Source organism: Bradyrhizobium sp. LB8.2 (assembly GCF_040548035.1).
In the GTDB taxonomy this organism is placed as follows: domain Bacteria; phylum Pseudomonadota; class Alphaproteobacteria; order Rhizobiales; family Xanthobacteraceae; genus Bradyrhizobium.
Map to the genome: position 1 here is coordinate 162,003 of NZ_JBEPQV010000013.1, position 20,696 is coordinate 182,698.

General features: G+C 63.9%; 19 protein-coding genes. 7 read left to right on the forward strand and 12 right to left on the reverse strand.

Annotated elements, in window-relative coordinates; all coding sequences use genetic code 11:
* Positions 1-74: 74 nt before the first annotated feature.
* The 7 genes from ABIB06_RS18045 to ABIB06_RS18075 all read right to left on the reverse strand — a co-directional run bounded on the left by ABIB06_RS18045 (position 75) and on the right by ABIB06_RS18075 (position 8,164).
* On the reverse strand, positions 75-1,160 hold the full coding sequence (locus ABIB06_RS18045) for a branched-chain amino acid ABC transporter permease (protein WP_354049054.1): 1,086 nt from the start codon (positions 1,158-1,160) through the stop codon (positions 75-77).
* Positions 1,157-2,167, reverse strand: coding sequence for a branched-chain amino acid ABC transporter permease (locus ABIB06_RS18050; RefSeq protein ID WP_354049056.1), 1,011 nt, complete (start codon positions 2,165-2,167; stop codon positions 1,157-1,159). Before ABIB06_RS18050 ends, ABIB06_RS18045 begins: the two co-directional genes overlap by 4 nt.
* Positions 2,164-2,886, reverse strand: a complete 723-nt coding sequence (locus ABIB06_RS18055; protein WP_354049058.1) for an ABC transporter ATP-binding protein — start codon at positions 2,884-2,886, stop codon at positions 2,164-2,166. Before ABIB06_RS18055 ends, ABIB06_RS18050 begins: the two co-directional genes overlap by 4 nt.
* Positions 2,883-3,674, reverse strand: a complete 792-nt coding sequence (locus ABIB06_RS18060; protein ID WP_354049060.1) for an ABC transporter ATP-binding protein — start codon at positions 3,672-3,674, stop codon at positions 2,883-2,885. Before ABIB06_RS18060 ends, ABIB06_RS18055 begins: the two co-directional genes overlap by 4 nt.
* 168 nt (positions 3,675-3,842) lie before the next feature.
* A complete protein-coding gene (locus ABIB06_RS18065) occupies positions 3,843-5,027 on the reverse strand; it encodes a substrate-binding domain-containing protein (protein ID WP_354049061.1) in 1,185 nt (394 codons plus the stop codon).
* A gap of 236 nt (positions 5,028-5,263) precedes the next feature.
* Positions 5,264-7,000 (reverse strand): putative bifunctional diguanylate cyclase/phosphodiesterase, encoded by a 1,737-nt coding sequence (locus ABIB06_RS18070; protein ID WP_354049062.1) that lies wholly within the window; start codon positions 6,998-7,000, stop codon positions 5,264-5,266.
* A gap of 198 nt (positions 7,001-7,198) precedes the next feature.
* Positions 7,199-8,164: a sensor histidine kinase gene (locus ABIB06_RS18075; RefSeq protein WP_354049064.1), complete on the reverse strand. Its 966-nt coding sequence runs from the start codon at positions 8,162-8,164 to the stop codon at positions 7,199-7,201.
* A gap of 194 nt (positions 8,165-8,358) precedes the next feature.
* On the opposite strand from ABIB06_RS18075, the gene ABIB06_RS18080 reads away from it, so the two are divergent.
* A complete protein-coding gene (locus tag ABIB06_RS18080) occupies positions 8,359-9,198 on the forward strand; it encodes an SDR family NAD(P)-dependent oxidoreductase (RefSeq protein ID WP_354049066.1) in 840 nt (279 codons plus the stop codon).
* A 137-nt stretch (positions 9,199-9,335) separates the two neighbouring features.
* On the opposite strand, the gene ABIB06_RS18085 is transcribed toward ABIB06_RS18080, so the two are convergent.
* Both ABIB06_RS18085 and ABIB06_RS18090 read right to left on the reverse strand, forming a co-directional pair.
* Positions 9,336-10,712: a cytochrome P450 gene (locus ABIB06_RS18085; RefSeq protein WP_354049067.1), complete on the reverse strand. Its 1,377-nt coding sequence runs from the start codon at positions 10,710-10,712 to the stop codon at positions 9,336-9,338.
* A gap of 64 nt (positions 10,713-10,776) precedes the next feature.
* The gene (locus tag ABIB06_RS18090) at positions 10,777-12,012 is read right to left on the reverse strand and encodes an LLM class flavin-dependent oxidoreductase (protein ID WP_247351623.1); all 1,236 of its coding nucleotides are present in this window, start codon (positions 12,010-12,012) and stop codon (positions 10,777-10,779) included.
* On the opposite strand from ABIB06_RS18090, the gene ABIB06_RS18095 reads away from it, so the two are divergent.
* The 3 genes from ABIB06_RS18095 (at position 11,956) to ABIB06_RS18105 (ending at position 14,982) form a co-directional block, all read left to right on the forward strand.
* Positions 11,956-12,159 carry a hypothetical protein gene (locus ABIB06_RS18095; protein ID WP_354049091.1) on the forward strand — a complete coding sequence of 68 codons (204 nt, stop codon included), beginning with the start codon at positions 11,956-11,958 and terminating at the stop codon, positions 12,157-12,159. The two genes, ABIB06_RS18090 and ABIB06_RS18095, sit on opposite strands and share 57 nt — an antisense overlap.
* Positions 12,160-12,249: 90 nt before the next feature.
* The gene (locus ABIB06_RS18100) at positions 12,250-13,662 is read left to right on the forward strand and encodes an MFS transporter (RefSeq protein ID WP_354049069.1); all 1,413 of its coding nucleotides are present in this window, start codon (positions 12,250-12,252) and stop codon (positions 13,660-13,662) included.
* Between the two features lie 141 nt (positions 13,663-13,803).
* Positions 13,804-14,982: an extracellular catalytic domain type 1 short-chain-length polyhydroxyalkanoate depolymerase gene (locus ABIB06_RS18105; protein ID WP_354049071.1), complete on the forward strand. Its 1,179-nt coding sequence runs from the start codon at positions 13,804-13,806 to the stop codon at positions 14,980-14,982.
* A gap of 1 nt (position 14,983) precedes the next feature.
* Here the strand turns inward: ABIB06_RS18105 and ABIB06_RS18110 are convergent, their stop codons facing one another.
* On the reverse strand, positions 14,984-15,286 hold the full coding sequence (locus ABIB06_RS18110) for a hypothetical protein (protein WP_354069170.1): 303 nt from the start codon (positions 15,284-15,286) through the stop codon (positions 14,984-14,986).
* A 131-nt stretch (positions 15,287-15,417) separates the two neighbouring features.
* Between ABIB06_RS18110 and ABIB06_RS18115 the strand changes: the two genes are divergently transcribed.
* Positions 15,418-15,798, forward strand: coding sequence for a winged helix-turn-helix transcriptional regulator (locus tag ABIB06_RS18115; protein WP_354049074.1), 381 nt, complete (start codon positions 15,418-15,420; stop codon positions 15,796-15,798).
* Positions 15,799-15,802: 4 nt separating this feature from the next.
* Here the strand turns inward: ABIB06_RS18115 and ABIB06_RS18120 are convergent, their stop codons facing one another.
* Positions 15,803-16,471 (reverse strand): MBL fold metallo-hydrolase, encoded by a 669-nt coding sequence (locus tag ABIB06_RS18120; protein ID WP_354049076.1) that lies wholly within the window; start codon positions 16,469-16,471, stop codon positions 15,803-15,805.
* 172 nt (positions 16,472-16,643) lie between these two features.
* Between ABIB06_RS18120 and ABIB06_RS18125 the strand changes: the two genes are divergently transcribed.
* Positions 16,644-18,242, forward strand: coding sequence for an alpha-amylase family glycosyl hydrolase (locus ABIB06_RS18125; RefSeq protein WP_354049078.1), 1,599 nt, complete (start codon positions 16,644-16,646; stop codon positions 18,240-18,242).
* A 14-nt stretch (positions 18,243-18,256) separates the two neighbouring features.
* Here the strand turns inward: ABIB06_RS18125 and ABIB06_RS18130 are convergent, their stop codons facing one another.
* Positions 18,257-19,954 (reverse strand): alpha-amylase family protein, encoded by a 1,698-nt coding sequence (locus ABIB06_RS18130; protein WP_354069172.1) that lies wholly within the window; start codon positions 19,952-19,954, stop codon positions 18,257-18,259.
* A 119-nt stretch (positions 19,955-20,073) separates the two neighbouring features.
* Between ABIB06_RS18130 and ABIB06_RS18135 the strand changes: the two genes are divergently transcribed.
* The gene (locus ABIB06_RS18135; protein ID WP_354049090.1) at positions 20,074-20,562 is read left to right on the forward strand and encodes an MmcB family DNA repair protein; all 489 of its coding nucleotides are present in this window, start codon (positions 20,074-20,076) and stop codon (positions 20,560-20,562) included.
* Positions 20,563-20,696: the final 134 nt, after the last annotated feature.

A 20,696-nucleotide genomic window follows, 5' to 3' on the forward strand; every position in this document is an offset into this window, starting at 1 on the left:
TACCTAAGCATTAATCTCGTTGCGCGATCCCAGTCGTGTTCAGCAAGCCGCTGCGCTGCATCACTAACCGCGCGTTAATGCGAGGTATCAGCGCTCTTGTCGCCACCGCCATTGCGCAGCCGCCCGACCACGCCGGTCGGAAAAAAGTAGACGCTGGCGATGAAGAGCAGCCCGAGCCACAGCAGCCAGCGGTCGGGATGCAACAGCCCCGGCAGCAGCGGCAGGCCGGCTTCCGACGCCGCCTTGGAGGCGACGCCCATCAGCGACTGCAGATAGTTCTGGGCAAGGATGAAAATGGTGGCGCCGATGATCGCGCCGTAGATCGTGCCCATGCCGCCGATCACGACCATCAGGAGGATGTCCAGCATGATCGAGAGGCTGAGCGAGGTATCGGGGCCGGCATAGCGCAGCCACAGTGCATTGAGGATGCCGGCGCCGGCGGCCACCAGTGCGGCGAGGCAGTTGGCGTAGGTCAGGTGGAAGACGGTGCGGAAGCCGAGCGCCTCGGCGCGGAAACGGTTTTCGCGGATCGCCTGCAACACGCGCCCGAACGGCGAGTTCACCACCCGCAGCAAGGCGAGGATCATCACCGCCGAGACGGCGAACAGCAGATAATAGGTCAGGATGCGGCCGTTGACCTCGAAGCCGAGCACGTTCCTGGAGATCAGCACCGTGCCGGGGCGCAGCAGCTCCGGCAGCTGAAAGCTGCGGCCGTCCTCGCCGCCGGTCAGCCAGGACAGCTGCGAGGCCAGCACCTGGAAGGCGGACGCGACCGCGAGCGTGATCATGGCAAAGAAGATCGCGGCGACCCGCAGCGAGAACAGTCCGATCGCAAGCGCAAGCAGCGCGGCGAGCGGCAGGCCGACGACGATGCCGGTTGCAACCGCGGCCCAATTCGGGCCCATCCCATACAGTGCGATCGCGATCGCGTAGCTGCCGATCCCGTAGAACATGGTGTGTGCGAACGACACCGAGCCGGTATAGCCGAGCAGCAAATCATAGGAGGCGACCAGCGCGGCGAAGACGCAGATCTTGGCCGCAACGTTCAACGCCTTCGCCCCGGGGAACAGGAACGGCGTCGCCACCAACGCCAGGATGATGAGGAGGAGAACGAGTGTGAGCACGCGGCTGCGCGGCGGATCGCCCGAGAGGATCATCATCGGCTGGTCACCGCATAGAGGCCGCGCGGCCGCCACATCAGAATGGCGACCATCAGCAGGATGTTGGAGACGAGAGCGAGTTTTGGCACCAGGAAGCCGCCGTAATTGGCGACCATCGCCACCAGGATCGCGCCGATAAAGCAGCCGCCGATCGAGCCGAGGCCGCCGATGATGACGACGATGAAGATCAAGACGGTGAGGTCGTCGCTCATGGAAGCGTGCACCTGCTCGCGATACAGCGCCCACATCACGCCGCCGAGGCCGGCCAGCGCCGATCCCGTCATGAACACGCCGAGGAACAGGCGGCGGATGCGATAGCCGAGCGCCTCGACCATCTCGCGGTTCTCGACGCCGGCGCGGATCAGAAGTCCGAGCTTGGTCCGGTTGAGCACGAGCTGGATCGCGATGAAGACGGCGAGGCCGATCAGCATCGCCAGCACGCGGTATTTGGCGATCGCGACGTCGCCGAAAATGAAGGAGCCGCGCAGCGAGGTCGGCAGCGGCGTCGGGATGATCTGCGGCCCCCACACCGCATAGAGCGTCTGCTCGGCGACGATCAGGCCGCCCGTCGTCATCAGGATCTGCTTTAGATGCTGGCCGTAGACGGGCAAGATCAGCACCCGCTCGACGATCAGGCCGAGCGCGCCGGAGACCGCCATCGACAGCAATGCCGCCGGCGCCAGCACCGCGAGGTTCATCCACAGCGAATCCGCCTGAAGGGAGGCCGCGAACGGCGCCAGCACTAGGGTCGCGACATAGGCGCCGACCGCGATGAAGGCGCCATGGCCGAAATTGAGCACGTCCATCAGGCCGAACACGAGTGTGAGGCCGGAGGCCATGATGAAGATCATCATGCCCATCGCCAGGCTGGCGGCCGTCAGCGTCAGCCAGGTGCTGGGGGAGCCGATCAGCGGGATCATCACGAGGGCGACCGCGATCGGCAGCAGGATCGGCGCGATGTCGCGCTTCGGCTTCGGCAGCGGATCGGTTGCGGCGAGTTCAGTCACTGATGCGCCTCCAGGCTCAGGCCGAGCAGCCGCTCCTGCAGCGGTACGTCGGAGGCCAAGGCCGCCATCTCGCCGCGATGAACGATGGTGCCGTTGTCCATCACCAGCACGTTGTCGCCGAGCTCGCGGGCGGCAAAGAAATTCTGCTCGACCATCAGGATGGTGGCGCCCTTGCGCTTGATCTCCTTCAGGCACTCGATCAGCGCCATCACGATCGCGGGTGCCAGCCCCTTGGTCGGCTCGTCGATCAGCAAGAGCTTGCGCGGTTCGATGATGGCGCGGGCGATGGACAACATCTGCTTCTGTCCGCCCGACAGACTTCCCGCGCGCGACAGCCAGAACCGGCGCAGCGCCGGGAAGAAACCAAAAATCCAGTCGAGCTGGGCGTCGTCGAGCGGTCCGTCGCGCGCCGCCAGCACCAGATTTTCCTTCACCGTGAGGTCGGAAAACACCGCCATACTCTCCGGCACGTAGCCGACGCCGAGCCGCGCGATGTCGGGCGTCGCACGGCTCTCGATGCGCTCGCCGGCGAGGCTGATCTCGCCGGAGGAGGCCTGCCAGAGGCCCATGATGGTGCGCAGCGTCGTGGTCTTGCCGGCGCCGTTGCGGCCGAGCAGCATCGTGGTCTGCCCCTGCGCGACGGCGAGATCGATGCCCTGGAGAATATGATAGCGGCCGATATGGGTGTGCACGCCGGAGAGCTGGAGCAGGTCGGTCATGCCGCGCTCCCCGCAGCTTTCTCCCCTGCAGCTTTCCTGGGTGCGACGCCCAGATAAGCTTCCTGCACGATCGGTGACGCGATCACCTCGGCCGGTGGCCCGTCGGCAACAAGTTGCCCGTTATGCAGCACGATGATGCGGTCGGCGAGCGAGCGGACGACGTCCATCTTGTGCTCGACGAGGAGAATGATCTTGCTTTTATCCTGCTTGAGCTGCGCGATCAGGTTCAACACCACCGGCACCTCGTCGATGCTCATGCCTGCGGTTGGCTCGTCGAACATGAACACCTTCGGCTCCAGCGCAATCATCAGCGCGACCTCGAGCTTGCGCTGATCGCCATGCGACAGTGCGGTCGCTGCCACGCCGCGACGGCCGCCGAGCGCGACCTGATCCAGAATCGCATCAGCACGGGCGATCAGCTCACGGCGGACCGTCCAGGGCCGCAGCATGTCGTAATGCGTGCCGTCGGCGGCCTGCACGGCGAGGCGGACGTTTTCCTCCACCGAGAGGTTCGGAAACAGATTGGTGAGCTGGAAGGCGCGCCCCAGGCCTGCGCGCGTCCGCATCGGCGCCGAGTGCTGGGTGATGTCGGTACCGTCGAACAGGATGCTGCCACTTGATGCGCGAAGCTGTCCGGAGATCAGGTTGAAATAGGTGGTCTTGCCGGCGCCATTCGGGCCGACGATCGCGGTGAGTTCGCCGGGGCGGAAGCTGCAGGTGACGCTGTTGACTGCGACATGACCGCCGAAGCGGATGGTCAGGTCGCGGGTTTCGAGGGTTAGCGTCATTGGTCTGGCAAATGATGAGAGGAGGAAACGATCCGCGGTCGCGGTGCGCTCCCTCCCCCGCTTGCGGGGGAGGGCTGGGGAGAGGGTGCCTCCGCAGGCGAGAACCCACAAGAGGACAGAGCCCTCTCCCGGCCTCTCCCGCAAGCGGGAGAGGTGAAGCAAGACAGCTCAGCGCTTGTTGCGGACCGGAACGTCCATGTCCTCGATCTTCAGCTCGCGCACCGGCTCGAGCACGGCCCAGGCGACGTTCGGATCGACCTTGACCTTGAAGTGATACATGCTCTGGAGCGCCTGATGGTCTTCCTTGCGGAACATCATCTTGCCCTTCGGCGTGTCGAACTCCAGCCCTTCCATGGCCGTGATCAGCTTCTCGGTGTCGGTCGACTTCGCCTTGGTCACGGCGGCGACGACGGACATCGCGGCGGCGAAGCCACCCGCGGTGAAGAAGTCCGGCGGCGACTTGAAACGCTTCTGGTGCTCGGCGACGAACCAGTCGTTCACCGGGTTCTTCGGAATCTCATAGAAATAATACGTGGCGCCTTCCATGCCGGGCAGGCCCTTGTAGGCCGCGAGCGCCGGCAGGATGTTGCCGCCGGTGGACAGTTCGATGCCGTAGCGCTTCGGGTCCATGTCCTGGAGCTTTGCCAGAGGATTGCCGGCGCCGGCCCAGATCACCCAGATCACCTTGCGGCCCGGCTTGTCCTTCAGCGCGTCGAACAGGCGCTGGCCAACCGCGGTGAAGTCGGTGGTCGAGGTCGGGGCATATTCTTCGGCGGCCAGCGTCGCGCCGGTCTTGGCGAGCGCCTCCTTGAACGCGGCGACGCCGTCGCGGCCGAACGCGTAGTCCTGCGCCAGCGTTGCCACGGTGACGCCCTGCTTGCCGATCGCGACCGCGTTGGAGATCGCGTCCTGCGACGAGTTACGCGCGGTGCGGAAGATGTAGCGATTCCACTTCTCGCCGGTAATCTGATCCGCGACCGCGGGCTCGACGATCAGGATCTTCTTGTTCTCCTCGGCGACAGGCAGGATCGCGAGTGCCGCGGCCGACGAGGTCGTGCCGATCGCGATGTCCACCTTGTCGTCCTGATAGGCTTCCGCGAGCGCGGCCTTGGAGAGATCGGGCTTGCCCTGGTCGTCCTTGGTGATGACGACGATCTTGCGGCCGTCGAGCGTCATGGTGCCCTTGGTGGCGTATTCAAAGCCCATCTGCAGGCCGGTCTCGGTCTGCTTGGCGTAGGCTTCGAGCGGGCCGGTCTTGCCGTAGATCAGCGCGATCTTGAGATCGTCGGCCCGTGCGGAGGTGCTCGCGGCGAAGGCGAGAATGGCTGTTGTTATGATGAGTGAACGACGCACGATGGTCCCTCCTGATTTAACGTTTCTCGGCCATAGCGATTTGCACAACGGTGCGAACATTGCAATTACACCTTACGGCCGCCTTGCGCGGGAGCGCGTGTGCACTGTGTTGACGCGTGCGTGGCGGCTTGCCCCTGCCGAAGAAATCGGCAGCGCCGGACCTGCCGGTGCGCCGATGTCATCCTCGGATCGGGCTGAGCATGCTTTGCAAAGCAAGGGTGTGGAAGGCGGAGCGGTTACCGCCGATAGCCGCTCGCGCGCGAATAGCCTTGGCGGTTCTGCTGCGTCGGCCGGCTTGCGACGTTCGCCCGGGCCTCGCTGGAGACGGGCGTTGCGAGCTTCAGCTCCTCCAGGAAGATCGGCCGGGCGAAATAATAGCCCTGCGCGTAGCGGATCTTGGTTGCAGCCTGGAGATAGGCGAGCTCCTCGTAGGATTCGATGCCTTCGGCGATCACGGTCATCCCGAGCGCTTCGCTCAAGGATTCGATCGCACGCAGGATGCCCTGGTTGCGCGGGCGCTTGTGAATGTCGGTGATGAAAGAACGGTCGATCTTGATCTCGTCGGCGGTGATGTCGGCGAGCGCAGAGAGCGAGGAATAGCCGGTGCCGAAATCGTCGATCGAGATGCCGACACCGAGCTTGCGGAACATCGGCAGGATTTCGGCCTGGAAATGATTCTTGGCGACGAAGGCGTCTTCCGTCACCTCGATCATGAAACGCTGCGGAAAGCCGGTGTCGTCGAGCGCCTGCGCAAAGCTGCGCATGAATTCGGGGTTGCCGGCCTGCTTGGCCGCGACGTTGATGCTGATGGTCGCTTCCGCGCCAAACGTCTCGTTGATCAGGTCGATCGATTTGACGATTTCGGCGAGCACGAGATGGGTCAGCTCGTCGATCAGCCCGAGTTCGCCGGCAAGATTGATGAACGAGCCGGGTGCCTGGATCACACCTTCGTCGTCGCGCAGCCGCACCAGGGCCTCGATGCCCTTCACGTCCTGCGTGCGGATGTCGACCTTGGACTGGAAGGCGCAGCAGAAGCGCTTCTCCAGGATGGCCTGCCGCAGCGACTGCTCGATCTTCATCCGCGCCAGCGCCTCGCGCTCCATGCTGGAGTCGAAGAAGGCCGCCGATCCCTTGCCGTCATTCTTGATGCGGTACATCGCGATGTCGGCGTTCTGACGCAGCGTCTCGAAGCTGCTTCCGTGATCGGGATAGAGGCTGATGCCGACGGAGGTGGAGGCGAAGACTTCCGAATTGTCGATGAAGAACGGCGCCGTCAGCCGCTCCAGCGTCGACTGCATGAATTCGGCGACTTCCTCCTGGCTCTGGATCGGCGACAGCAGCAGCAGGAATTCGTCGCCGGAGATGCGCGACAGCATGTCCGAATCGCGCAAGTCGCGCCCGAGCCGCTTCGACAGCTCGGCTAGCAGGGCATCGCCGACGGCGTGGCCGTAATAATCGTTGATGTGCTTGAAATTGTCGACGTCGAGAAAGGCGAGCGCAAAGCGCTCGCCGGCGCGACCCTGCGCGAGCAGGCTGGTGGCGCGATGTTCGATCACGCGCCGCGAAGGCAGCCCGGTCAGCTCGTCGAAATACGCCGAGCGGAACAGCTGGTCCTCGAAATTCTTCTGCTCGGTGATGTCGGAGGAGGCCGAGATCAGCAGTTCGCGTCCGTCGAGGCGGATCGGACGATGGGTGGTGAGCAGCACCTGGCGTGCGGCTCCGTCGTGGAGCGCTTCCTCGGCGACGACCGGCTGGCCGGAGCTCAGGGCCCGCTGGCAAGCTTCCCGGCGCGGCGTGAGATTGGGTGAGGGACGGCTGCCGTCCATGCCGAGCTGGGCGGCTGCGACATCGTTGACCAGGAGAAATTCGCCTTGCGCGTCCTGCACGGTCAGGCCGGCAGGCAGCATTCTAACGATTTCCTTGAGGAATCCGAGTTCGGCTTCACTCGCGCCGGAATATTTGTTGTCGTTCATAGAAGTCATGAATCTTGTTGTTTCAGCGCGCATTTGCAATGGCGCGATCTTGCGCAGTTCCCTCTTAAGTTTGGTTAAGGGGTCCGGAGAAATACGGGGGTGTTTTGCGGCGATGCGACGCGCGCAGCCCATCGTCATTAACAGCGGGTCAACGCGCCGAGCGAAACCGCGCGCGATCGGCTTTCGTTTGCGCTGTGTCTAACCGCCTTTGGGGATGCGGCATTGCATGGTGCAATGAAGTCCGGTCCTGAGATAGAAGACCTCGGACTTGCCGTCGAAGGCCGACAGTGCCGACTTCAACAGCTTGGTGCCGAAACCGGGCTCGGAGACCTTGTCCACGCTCGGGCCCTCGGTTTCATCCCAGGTGACGGTCAGACGGTCGTCGCTGACGGTCCATGACACCTGCAGCAATCCGCGCGGCGCGGAGAACGCGCCATATTTGCCTGCGTTGGTGGCGAGCTCGTGAAACATCAATGACAGGGTGACCGCGAGCTTCGGCGGCAGGAACAGCCGGTCGCCGTTGAGGGAGAAGCGGACATGGCCGTAAGGGCCGAGCTCGGAGATCAGGAGGTCGCGAATGTCGCAGCCGGCCTTGTCGATCCGCGAGATCAAATCATCGGTCGCGGCAAGCGACCGCAGCCGCGGATCAATCCGGGCCCAGATTTGCGGCTGATCGTGCAGCACCTGATGCAGCACGGCATGCACCGTCGACAGCTTGTTCTTCAGCCGGTGCTGGAGCTCGTCGACCAGCAGCTTGCGGTAGTCTTCTTCCTCGATCAGGCGTCTGGAAATCCGGCGCTGCTCGACGAGGAGCGAGCGATAGTGCTCGACGCCCCAGATGGTCAGCGCGCAGACCGCCCAATAGAGCGCCAGCAGGGCAAATCGCGAGGGATCGGCCAAGGCATCGCCGAAATTCACGACCACGCCGAGCACGCCGCCGACCAGCGCCGTGATGACGCCGATGCGGAAGCCGCCGAACGCGGCCGCAAAGAACACGGCCGGGAAATACGGCGTGAAATAGACGTCGGGCCGCATATGGGCGAGAGCCCAGCGCGCCAGCGTCGCAACCAGCAGGCAGGTGACCGCAAACGCAAGGCTCAAGCCGAGCGATGGCGGTGCCGCGCCCCGCCAGCCCTTGCGGAATTCGTCGATCAGCTTCCCCATGCGCAGTCCGGTTGCGATATGCGTGCGACAATCGAGCGGTCGCCGGGAATGTTACGCATGCCGCCGGCGCAAGCAAAGCTTGCCTTGTCGGAAGCCGGCAGGAATAGTGCCTGCTGTGGCGCCGAGTGTCGCGGCGCCGGGATCGATCGGTGTCCGCCATTTGGGTTCAAGAGGTTCGAAAACAGGGACATTCCATGGGCAGGCTGGATGGCAAGGTCGCGGTGATCACGGGCGCGACGAGCGGGATCGGGTTGCGGACTGCGGAAGTCTTCGTTGCCGAAGGTGCCAAAATTGTGATCGCGGGCCGGCGTATACCGGAAGGCGAGGCGCTGGCGAAGCAGCTCGGGGCGGCTTGCGTCTTCCGCCAGACGGATGTGACGGTCGAAGCGCAGATGCAGGCGCTGATCGGGCTCGCGGTGGACAAATTCGGCCGCATCGACTGCCTGTTCAACAATGCCGGCGGCCCGGCGCAGACCGGTGGCGTCGAAGCCCTCGAGGTCGAGCGCTTCGACGCGGCGATGGCGACCTTGGTGCGCAGCGTCATGCTCGGCATGAAGCACGCCGCGCCCCACATGAAGAAGCAGGGTTTTGGCAGCATCATCAACAACGGCAGCATCGCTGGCCGTCTCGCCGGTTTCTCGTCCTCGATGGTCTATGGTGCGGCCAAGGCGGCGGTGATCCATCTCACCAAATGCGTGGCGATGGAACTCGGCGAGTCCAACGTGCGCGTCAACTCAATCTCGCCCGGCGCCATCGCGACCGGCATTTTCGGCAAGGCGCTTGGGCTTTCGACCGATGCGGCGGAGAAGACGCCGGCGGTGATGCGCGAGGTCTACAAGACCGCGCAGCCGATCCCGCGCGCCGGCCTTCCTGACGACATCGCCCACGCCGCGGTGTTCCTGGCCAGCGACGAGTCCAGCTTCATCAACGGACATGACCTCGTCATTGACGGCGCGATGACCGGCGGCCGCAACTGGACTCAGCAGCAGCAGGGCTACGTGGCCCTGCGCAAGGCGTTCGATCAGGGGGCGTAGGCGCTCTCGTGCCCCGGACGCGGTGCGGCGCGAAGTGCCGCACCGCAGAGCCGGGGCCCATCTCTCAGAGCTGAATGTGACTCAAGATTCTGGGTCCCGGCTCGCGCTTCGCGCGTCCGGGACACGAGAGGCGAGCACTAAACCGCCTTCACCCTTACCCGCAACCCATCCCGCGGCTTCGGGATCGGCCACATCTGCCAGTCCGGCTTGTAGCCGGGCTCCAGCGACACCTCGATGTTCTGCAAGAAGTGCCGCGCGAAGCATTTCGCCTGCATGTAGGCGAAGTGCAGGCCGAGACACATATGCGCGCCGCCCCCGAACGGCACCCAGGCGAAGCGGTGACGGTTGCGTTGCGCCTCCTCGGTGAAGCGAGAAGGATCGAAGCGATCCGGCTCCGGCCAGATGTCGTTCATGTGGTGGGTGTAAAGCGGATTGACGCCGATCGCGGTGCCGGCCGGAATCGTAAAGCCCTTGAAGGTGAAATCGCGCATCGCGCGGCGCGGCATCGAGGGCACCGGCGGCTTGATCCGCAGCGCTTCCTTGAACGCCATCTCCGACAGAGGCATCTTTTCGAGATCGTCGAAGCTGCTTGGCGCATCGGGGGCGAGCCCCAGCGCCATAATTTCCGCGCGCAGTTTGTCCTGCCAGTCGGGGTTTGCCGCGAGCTCGCCGACGAACGACGTCAGTGACGATGTCAGCGTGTCGTGCGCCGCCATCATCAGGAAGCTCATGTGGTCGATGATGTCCTGTTCCGAGAGCAGCGCGCCGTCCTCGTGGGTTGCGCGGCAGAGCTGCGAGAACAGATCATCGCCGCCGTGGTTGCCGCGTCGCAGCGGAATCTGCTCCCGGAAATAGCCGACGATGCGCTTGCGGCCCCTGACGCCGGCCGCCATCTGCGTGCCGGGCAGCGGCCGGCGGATCGGGGCGACGGCGGCGGCGACCATGTCGACGAAGGCGCGGTTGACCTCGTCGACCTCCGGCCCGATATCGGCGCCGAGAAAGGACGCCGCGGCGAGATCGAGCGTGAGCTGCTTCATCGCCGGATAAAGCTGCATCTCGCCGGGCTTCGCCTTCCACTGCGCGACGCGCGCGGCGATGCCGCGGTCGAGATCGCCCAAATACGACTTCATCGGCCCGGACTTGAACGCGACCGACAGCGCCTTGCGGTGCAGCCGGTGCTCGTCGAAATCCAGCAGCATCAGGCCGCGCGGAAATAGCAGGCCAAGCACCTTGTTCCAGCCGTGGGTGGACGAGAACAGCTTTTGCTGGTCGAACAGCACGAGTTCGTTGGCCTCGGGGCCAAGCAGCACGACATTGGTCTCGCCGAAAAAATGCGTGCGATAGACCGGGCCGTATTTGGCGCCGTTCGCCTCGATATGCCCCTTGGGGTCGGCGAGCACCTGAAAGGTCTTGCCGATGATCGGCCAGCCTTCGTCGCCGGGGATGTGTGTCAGCTCGTTGCGCTTGGGCGGAGTGAAGCCGAGCGCAGGGGCGGCCACATTCTGCATCGACATGACGACTGCTCCGGTTGGCTAGACCCGGCCAGCATAGCACAATCCGGCTACGATGACTCTGCGCTTACCGCTTTGCCGCTTCCTTCTGCAAATCCGGCGCGTTGACGGCCGGAATCGCAACGCGGCCGGCGCCGGTCACCTTCAACGCTTCGGCGGCCTTCTCGTTCTGCATGATCTTGGCCATCACGGCCTGTCCCGCTCGTTCGAAGATCGCGCGGTTCTCGATCACAAATTTTTGCGACTTGCGCAAGCCGTCGATATAGCCGTTGATCTCCGGCACCACGTAGCGCGCGACAAGGTCCCAGCTCCGGCGCGTGTTCTCCGGATTGGCCCAGTCGTGCACGAAGCCGATGACAGCGCCGACACCGCCGGACACCTGCATCACATTCTTGATCATCTTGACGAGATCGTCGGGCGTGCCGATGACGGAGGCAGCGCCCTCGACGAAGGCGGTCTTGTCCACGGCCTCGTCGGGTGAGGCGAACGCGGTCAGGCCCGGCCGCTGCAGCGTGCCGACGTTATATTCATTGTGCCAGCGCATCAGGCCGGGGCCGGCCTCGCGGCGAGCCTGCTCGCGCGTCTCGGCGACGTGCCAGGTCAGCAGCACGCGCCAGTTCGCGCGATCGACTGTGGTGCCGTGCTTCTGGGCGGCATCCTCGGCGAACTGCCATTGCTGCTGCAGCGACATCAAACCCTGCGTCGTCATCGAACCCAGCGAGATGATGCCGATGCCGTATTTGCCGGCGAGCGTCATGCCGGAAGGCGAGATCTGCGAGGCCACCACGAACGGCATCTCCTCCTGCAGCGGCAGGAGTTGGAGCGCGGCGTCGTTCATGGTGAACCAGTCGCTCTTGGCGGTGACACGCTCGCCGTTGAAGAGGCGGCGGATCACCCCTATCGCCTCGTCCTGACGGTCGCGCTGCGTCATCGGATCGATGCCGAGCGTATGTGCGTCGGAGGCGAGCGCGCCGGGCCCGGAGCCGAAGATGGCACGGCCGCCGGTCATGTGGTCGAGCTGCACCATGCGCTGCGCGACGTTGTAGGGATGGTGATAGGGCAGCGACACCACGCCGGTGCCGAGCTTGATCCGCTTGGTGCGCTCGCCGGCCGCGGCCAAAAACATCTCGGGCGAGGCGATCATCTCCCAGCCGGAAGAATGATGCTCGCCGCACCAGAACTCGTCGTAGCCGAGGCTGTCCAACTGCTCGACCAGGTCGAGATCGCGCCGGAACTGGAGCATCGGATGCTCACCGATCGGGTGATGCGGGGCAAGGAAGGCTCCGAACTTCAGGCGCGCCATGGCGTTCTCTCCGGCTTTGATTTTTTGTTTGTTTATGGCGCGAAGCTACGTGCTGGAGACAGCGAAGGCAATCGTGCGATGTCCCGTGCGACGGAATGCAGGCATGCGATGGAGCTGCCCCTTCTCCTCTCTGCGGGGAAGAAGTGAGACCTCGCGATTCCTACCTCGGAGGTAATCGCGCGGATGACGCCGATCTGGGAGCATCGACGCGGTGAAATCCGAAGGGTTCGCGCGTCGATGCATCAAACCGTCACAAAGCAGATCGATTCGTCACGCCGCTGGTGGGTGCTGGCGACCGTCGTGGCCGCTCAGTTCATGTTCGGCGTCGATGCCTTCATCGTGAACGTTGCCATCCCCACGATAGCTGTCGATCTGCACGCAACGCCGGCGCAGATCGAATCCGTCGTCGCGATCTACTTGATCGCTTATGCCACGCTGGTCGTCACCGGCGGCCGGCTCGGCGACATCCACGACACCAAGAACGTCTTTCTGGCCGGCCTGCTCGGCTTCACCCTGACGTCGCTGTGGTGCGGCCTCGCGCTGTCAGGCGCTGAGCTGATCATCGCCCGGCTGGCGCAGGGTGCGACCGCCGCGCTGATGGTGCCGCAGGTGCTGGCGACGCTGCATCTCCTGTTCGCGGATGAACAGCGCAACCGCGCCTTCGCCATCTACGGCATCGTGCTCGGGCTCGCGGGCGCCGCCGGCTTCCTGCTCGGCGGGCTCCTGGTCACGATCGATCTCGCCGGCACCGGCTGGCGCTCGGTGTTCTTCGTCAATGTGCCTTGCGGTCTCGTCATCGCGGCTGCGGCCTGGCGCATCATGCCCTCGGTGCCGCGTCGCGCCGGCACGCGGCTCGATATCATGGGCAGTATCGTTCTGTTCGCTGGATTGCTGTGCCTGATCGGACCGCTGCTGTTCGGCCACGATATCGGCTGGGCGTCGTGGTTGTGGGCGGTGATGGCGATCGGCGCCGTGATTCTCCTCGCCTTCCCGAAACTGGAGCATGCCGTGGCACGCGCCGGTGGCATGCCGCTGATTGATCTGACCTTGCTGGCGGACGCTGCCTTCCTGCGCGGCCTCGGCGCGGCGTTCTTTTTCTTCTTTGCAAATCTCTCGTTCTACCTGGTCATGACGCTGTTCATGCAGCGGGGACTCAAAATCCCCCCACTCGCGGCCGGCACGGCCTTCATTCCGCTCGCCCTCGCTTTCGTCGTGGCCTCGCGCCACAGCAGCGCACGCGCGCGGCATCGCTACACCAAAGCCTTGATCGAGGGATGCGCGCTTCAGATCGCGGGCCTCGTCGCGCTTGCGCTTGTCGTGCTTTATGACGACACGCCGTCGGCGCTCCTGCTCGCGCTCACCATGATCATCTTCGGCTACGGCCAGGGATTGGTGATGGCGCCGCTCTCGGGCGCGGTGCTTTCGACAGTCAAACCGGCCGCGGCAGGCTCGGCGTCCGGCGTGTACGGCACGACGGCGCAGATCGGAAATGCGGCCGGAGTGGCCGCAATCGGCGCGGTGTTCTTCGCCGTCGAAGCGCTGCAATCAGCGCGCGCAGGACTTCTCGTCTCGCTCGCGCTGTTTGTGACGTTAATCATGATCTGTGCCGCATTCCTGGCGTGGATGCGCCGCGTCTCTGCACGAAGTTGAGGCATTGCGGTTAATACGAGCGGATTTCCGCAGGTTCTCCCGCGATTTAGGAGGTCATCGACAGCACACGGTCTTTTTATTTTGCACTGCAGCAACTATTTGGTTTGGGTGGACGTTGAACGTCGCCTGTCAGGAGCTGCCGTGTCGTTAACCAGAAATATCGATCTCTTGAGACGTCTGCCAAAGCTGGACGGATTGCGCTTCGCCGAGTTCGGCCGGAGCGCCGATACGTCCAGTCCGTTGCAAGAGGTGACGAGCTTCGGCGACAATCCCGGCAATCTGCGCATGTTCTCGTTCGTGCCGGCGCAGTTGCAGAAGCCGCGCGCGCTCGTCGTCGTGCTGCACGGCTGCGGCCAGACGGCGGCAAGCTACGACCTCGGTGCCGGCTGGTCGACGCTTGCCGAGCACTACGGCTTTGCACTGCTGATGCCCGAGCAGCAGCGCGCCAACAACGGCAACACCTGCTTCAACTGGTTCAGTCCGGAGGATACCGCGCGCGATAGCGGCGAGCCGCGTTCGGTTCGCGAGATGATCGCGCACATGACCGAAACGCATCGCGTCGATCCCCGGCGCATCTTCATCACGGGCCTGTCCGCCGGCGGCGGCATGACGTCGGTGATGCTCGCGACCTATCCGGAAGTTTTCGCGGCCGGTGCGGTCATCGCGGGACTTCCCTACGGCATCGCGACCAACCTGCGCGAGGCGCTGGACGGCATGTTTCATTCCCCGGCGCGGCCCGCGCGCGAGCTCGGCGATCTGGTCCGGCGGGCCTCCAATCATCGCGGTCCGTGGCCGAAGATGTCGGTTTGGCACGGCAGCGCCGACCGCACCGTTAATCCCGGCAATGCCAACGAGATCGTCAAGCAATGGCTCGACCTGCACGATCTGCCTGAATTGCCGATGGCGGAGACCAATGTCGACGGTTATCCGCGCCAGGCCTGGTGGAACAAGGACGGCGAGACCCTCGTCGAGTCCTACGCTATCACCGAGATGGCGCACGGCACGCCGCTCGGCATCGCCGACAACGATCACCGCTACGGTGTGGAAGGCGCGTTCCTGATCGAGGCCGGCATCTCCTCATCCTACCACATCGCAAAATTCTTCGGCCTGACCGGCTGGATTGCGGATGCCGCGAAGAAGGCGGAGGCGAAGCCCGCCGCCCCGTCGAAGCCGCCGCTGACATCCGCGCCGCATCTGGCCCGCTCGATCCGCGCTGCGGTCGCCGAAGAGCTGGCCGAGCCGAAGCGCGAGGAGGTCCGCGGCTTGGATCTCGGCCAGATCATCACGCGTGCGCTCACGGCTGCGGGATTGATGAAATAGCTCAGGCGGTCGCGCCGATCCATTCGATCGGCGTCACCGTCACCTCGCCGCCGGCGACCTTGCGCGTCATCTCCTGATAGGCCTTGAAGAAGTCGCGCGATTGCAGCGCTTTTTGCGCGGCATCATCCGTGACGCTGGCGAGATGAAAATAGCTGCCGTCGTCGCGATTTATGAGGACACGATAGCCGATCCGTCCTTTCAACTCCGGATCGCCGTCGATCGCCTTGATGAAGCGGCCGACCTCCTGGTGCCAGGCCTCCGTCGTGCCGTTCTTGAATTCGTACCGGATCATGAAGTGCTTCATGTGACGCTCCCTGTTCGTCTTGTGCGTCATCATCTGCGCGCTGGTAGCGATCCTGCAAGTATGGACAAAATTGATAGTATGGACTTTTTCGGCGCTGCTCCTATCGTCTTCCCGAAGATGGAGGAGACGACATGGCCAAGGAAAGTACAAAGCCGAACCCGGCGCGGGCCTGTCCGGTCGCGGCCTTTCAGAAAATGATCAGCGGCAAGTACAAGCTGCGCATCGTCTGGGACCTCAAGGACGGCCCGCGCCGCTATGGCGAGATCAGGAGCGGATTGCTGCGCGGCACGCAAGGCAGCGCCGAGATCACGCCGCGCGTGCTCAGCCGCGAGTTGAAGGCGCTGACCGAAAGCGGCCTGATCGATCGCAAGGATTTTGGCGAGGTGCCGCCGAAGGTCGAGTATCGCCTGACACGCAAGGGCAAGAGTTTTGTGCCGGTGGTCGCCGCGATCCGCGATTGGGGCGATCGTAACCTCAGTGAGCTCGCAACGCTGGCAGACGCCGCAGAATAGGCCCTTACATCTCGCCGGTGATGAACGGATTGGTCATCCGCTCCTGGCCGATGCTCGAGCCGGCGCCGTGGCCGCAGATGAAGCCGACATCGTCGCCCAGCGGCAGCAGCTTGGTCTTGATCGAGTCGATCAACGTCGCGTGACTGCCGCCGGGTAAATCGGTGCGTCCGACCGACCCCGCGAACAGGACGTCGCCGACGTGGGCGAAACGCATGTCCTTGTTGAAGAACACCACGCTGCCGGGCGAGTGACCGGGGCAATGATAGATCTCGAACGTGAGACCGCCGATCGCGACGATGTCGCCCTCGTCGAGCCAGCGATCCGGCTCGAAATTGCGTCCCCCTGTCATGCCGAAGCGGGCGCCGCTTTCGACGACGTTGTCGAGCAGGAATTTGTCCGCGACATGCGGGCCCTCGATCGGTATCTTCAGCGCATCGCGCAATTCGGCCGCGCCGCCGACATGGTCGATATGGCCGTGGGTCAGCCAGATCTTCTCCACGGTGACGCCGGTCTGCTTGATGGCGTCCAGGATCTTTGGCACGTCGCCGCCGGGATCGATCACCACGGCCTTCTTGGAAGGCTCGTCCCAGATGATGGTGCAATTCTGCTCGAACAGCGTCACGGGAACGATGATCGCGCCGGCCTTGGCTTGTGTCTCATGTTGCTCGCTCATGGGGCTCACAATGCCGATTTTTGCCATGCCGCCAAGCAAAAGATTCGTGCCCTTGCCGGGGAACAGGGGCAGCTGCCGTCACACGGCGGTCCCAATTCGCCTGCTGTTTTGAACCGGGGCGCTGCTCTCGCGTTCTCCTGCGCGAGACTCAAGATTTCAGGTGGTTTCCCGCATGGCTCAGGGTGGCAGCAATTGGTGGCGCGACGGCATCTTCTATCAGATCTACCCGCGCTCGTTTCAGGACTCCGACGGCGACGGTGTCGGCGATCTCGCCGGAATCCTCCGGCGGCTGCCTTATGTGAAATCGCTCGGCGTCGACGCGATCTGGCTGTCGCCGATCTTCCCCTCGCCGATGGCCGATTTCGGCTACGATATCTGCGACTATACCGGCATCGAGCCGCTGTTCGGCACGATGGAGGACTTTGATGCGGTGCTCGCGGCCGCGCATGACAACGGTCTCAAGCTGATCCTCGACCTCGTGCCGAACCACACCTCGGACCAGCATCCCTGGTTCGTCGAGAGCCGGTCCTCGCGCGATAATCCCAAACGCGACTGGTACATCTGGCGTGATCCGGCAGGCGATGGCGGGATGCCGAACAATTGGCTGTCCGAGTTCGGCGGCAGTGCGTGGCAGTTCGACGGGACGACGGGACAATACTATTACCACGCCTTCCTCGCCCAGCAGCCCGACCTCAACTGGCGCAATCCTGACGTCCGCGCGGCGATCTACGACGTGATGCGGTTCTGGCTCGAGAAGGGCGTCGACGGCTTTCGGCTCGACGTGATCTGGCACCTGATCAAGGACGCCGATTTCCGCGACAATCCGCAGAACCCGCATTATGTCGAGGGCCGGCCGCCGAACGAAAGGATCCTCACGCAATATTCCACCGACCAGCCGGAGGTGCACGACGTCATCGCAGAGATGCGGCGTGTCACCGATGCGTATGATGCGCGCGTGCTGATCGGTGAGATCTATCTGCCGCTGCACCGGCTGATGGCCTATTACGGCAACGACCTCACCGGCGCGCAGATGCCGTTCAATTTCGCGCTGCTCTCGACGTTCTGGAGCGCGCGCTCGATCGAGAAGATCGTCGGGGATTACGAGAAGGCGCTGCCGAAGGGCGCTTGGCCGAACTGGGTGCTCGGCAATCACGATCGCCCGCGCGTCGCAAGCCGCATCGGCGAGGTGCAGGCCCGCGTCGCCGCCATGCTGCTGCTGACGCTGCGCGGCACACCGACGCTCTATTACGGCGACGAGATCGGCATGCATCAGCTCGCGATCGCCCCCGAGGATGTGCGCGACCCCTTCGAGAAGAACGTGCCCGGCATCGGTGTCGGCCGCGACGGCTGCCGCACACCGATGCAATGGGATTCATCCGGCTTCGCTGGCTTCTCCGACGTCAGGCCGTGGCTGCCGTTGCCGGAGGATCACATCCACGAAAACGTCGTCAATCTCGAAGCCGATTCGCGTTCGATCCTCGCGCTCTACAAGCGCCTGATCGCGTTACGGAAGGCATCTCCGCCGCTGATCGCGGGCGACTATCATCCGATCGCGGCGCAAGGCGATCTGCTGGTCTATCGCCGCGAAGCCGAGGGCAGGGCGGTCATAGTCGTGCTCAATCTCGGCCCTGAGCCGATTGCCGTGACTACCAGCGCGCTAAAGTTTGACAGTGAGATTCTGCTGTCGACGTTTCTGGATCGCGAGGGGGAGAAGCTGGAGGGCGTGCTGGATCTGCGGGGCAATGAGGGTGTGATCATCGCACCGTCCTAACTGTGCGGCGCCATCTATCCCGGATGTTTAATCCCCCGCGCCGTTTCGTCGATATCGCTCCGCTTCAACAGATAATCCAACCCGCCGACGCGGTACCAGCGATATCCATACGGCTCCAGCACGATGCGGTGCTGGCCGCGTTTGTCGGCGTGGCTGTGGTCTTCCGCAAGCAGATTGATCAGGTGCTCGCCGGCATCATCAGGAAGCGCCACGGAAAATGCGATCTCTCGCGGCTTCTCGTCGAGATTGTGCACGAACAGCACGGAATTGTTGCGCCAGTCATAGCGCATGATGAACACGGCGGGATCGCGCGTCGCAATGATCGCGAAATCGCCCCAGCCGATCTCCGGCACCTCCTTGCGCATGCGGACGATGCGCTCGGTCCAGTTCAGCATCGAGTTGGGATCTCGTCGCTGTTTCGCGACGTTGACATGCGGGTAGCCGTAGGGGCCCTTGTCGATGACGGGGCATGCCGGCTTCTCGCTCTCGGTGAAGCCACCCTGGGGCTCGGTCGACCATTGCATCGGCGTGCGCGCGCAATTGCGCTCCGGCAATGAAAGATCGTCGCCCATCGCAATCTCGTCGCCATAACGGATCACGGGCGTCCCCGGCAGCGTGCACATCAGGCTGTAGGCGAGCTCGAGCCGCCTGCGGTCGCCGCCCAGCATCGGCGCCATGCGACGGCGGATGCCGCGGTCGTAGAGCTGCATGTCCTTGTCGGGGCCAAATTTCTTGAACACGATGTCGCGCTGCGCCTTGGTCAGCCGCCCCAAATCGAGCTCGTCGTGATTGCGCAGGAACAGGCCCCATTGCGCCGAGGCCGGCCGCGACTTGGTTGCCTTCAGCGCCTTCGCCAGCGAACGGGAGTCACCGGACGCCAGCGCATAGAACAGATGCTGGTTGACGTGGAAGTTGAACATCATGTGCATACGGTCGCCATCGCGGCCGAAATATTCCATGTCGGTTTTCGGCAGCACATTGGCTTCGGCGAGGATGATGGCGTCGCCCTGGCGCCATTGCAGGAATTCGCGGAATGCGCGCAGCATGTCGTATTGCTCGATCGGCTTCCTCACCTTTGCGCCCTTGGTCGCGATCACGAAGGGCACCGCATCCATGCGGAAGCCTGAGACGCCGAGCTGGATCCAGAAGCCCATGATCTTGAGGATCTCGGCCTGCACGTGCGGGTTCGACGTGTTGAGATCGGGCTGGAAATCGTAGAAGCGATGAAAGTAATACGCGCCGGCTTCCTTGTCGCGCGTCCATGTCGATTTCTGCACGCCGGGAAACACCATGCCCGTGTTGGCATTTGCGGGCTTCTTGTCGGACCACACGTACCAGTCGCGATAGGGCGAATTCTTGTCGCGCTGGGCTTCCTTGAACCAGTGATGCTGGTCCGAGGTGTGGTTGACCACGAGGTCGATGATGATGCGGATGCCGCGCTGCTTGCAGCCATGGGCGAATTCGACGAAATCGCCCAGCGTGCCGTAACGGGAATCGACGCTGTAATAGTCGGCGATGTCGTAGCCGTCGTCGCGGCCAGGCGAGGTCTGGAACGGCATCAGCCAGATCGTGGTAATGCCGAGCCCGTGCAGATAATCGAGCCGACGCAGCAGTCCCTTGAAATCGCCGATGCCGTCGCCGTTGGCATCCATATAGGTGCCGACGGACAAGCAATAGAACACGCCGTTCTTGTACCAGAGATCGTCGATCATGCGCCGCAGCCTCGATGTTCCGCCGAGGTGCGGCGGCTGCGTGATAAGTGTTAAGACGAGGTCAGGTTCCGCCTTTCGCCGGGAACGACATGGGAGGTGGAATCGGCTATCCTTCCTCCATGGACCACACCGCCCGCATTGCCCTCGTGCCGCCGCCGGACCGCCGTCAGTCCGAGACGGCGTTGGCGATTGCGCGCGGTACGGCGCGGTTGCTGCGCTCGCTCGGCTTCACCTGCATCAGCGAATTGCCGCTACCGTCGGGGCGGCGCGCCGATCTCGTCGCGCTGAACGAGCGCGGCGAGATCTGGATCGTCGAGATCAAATCGTCAGTGGAGGATCTGCGCGCCGATCAGAAATGGCACGAATACCGCGCCCATTGCGACCGGCTGTTCTTCGCCTTCACGCAGGATTTGCCTTGCGGGATATTTCCGCAAGACACCGGCCTGATCGTCGCGGATGCCTATGGCGCGCACATGCAGTGCGAGGCGCCCGAGCACAAGCTCGCTGCGGCCACGCGCAAGCAGATGACGGTGCGATTTGGCATGACGGCGGCCTTGCGGATCAACCGGCTGGTCGATCCGCAGGAGCATGCGGATTTTTGGGAGTAGCGGGCTCTCGTGTCCCGGACGCGGGGGGCCGCGGGGGGGGGGGGGGGCCGCCCCCGGCCCCCCCACACCCGCCCGGGGGGGAGACCGGGAAAAAAAAAAAAGGCCCCCCCCCAACACACCAAACAAAAGAGAGA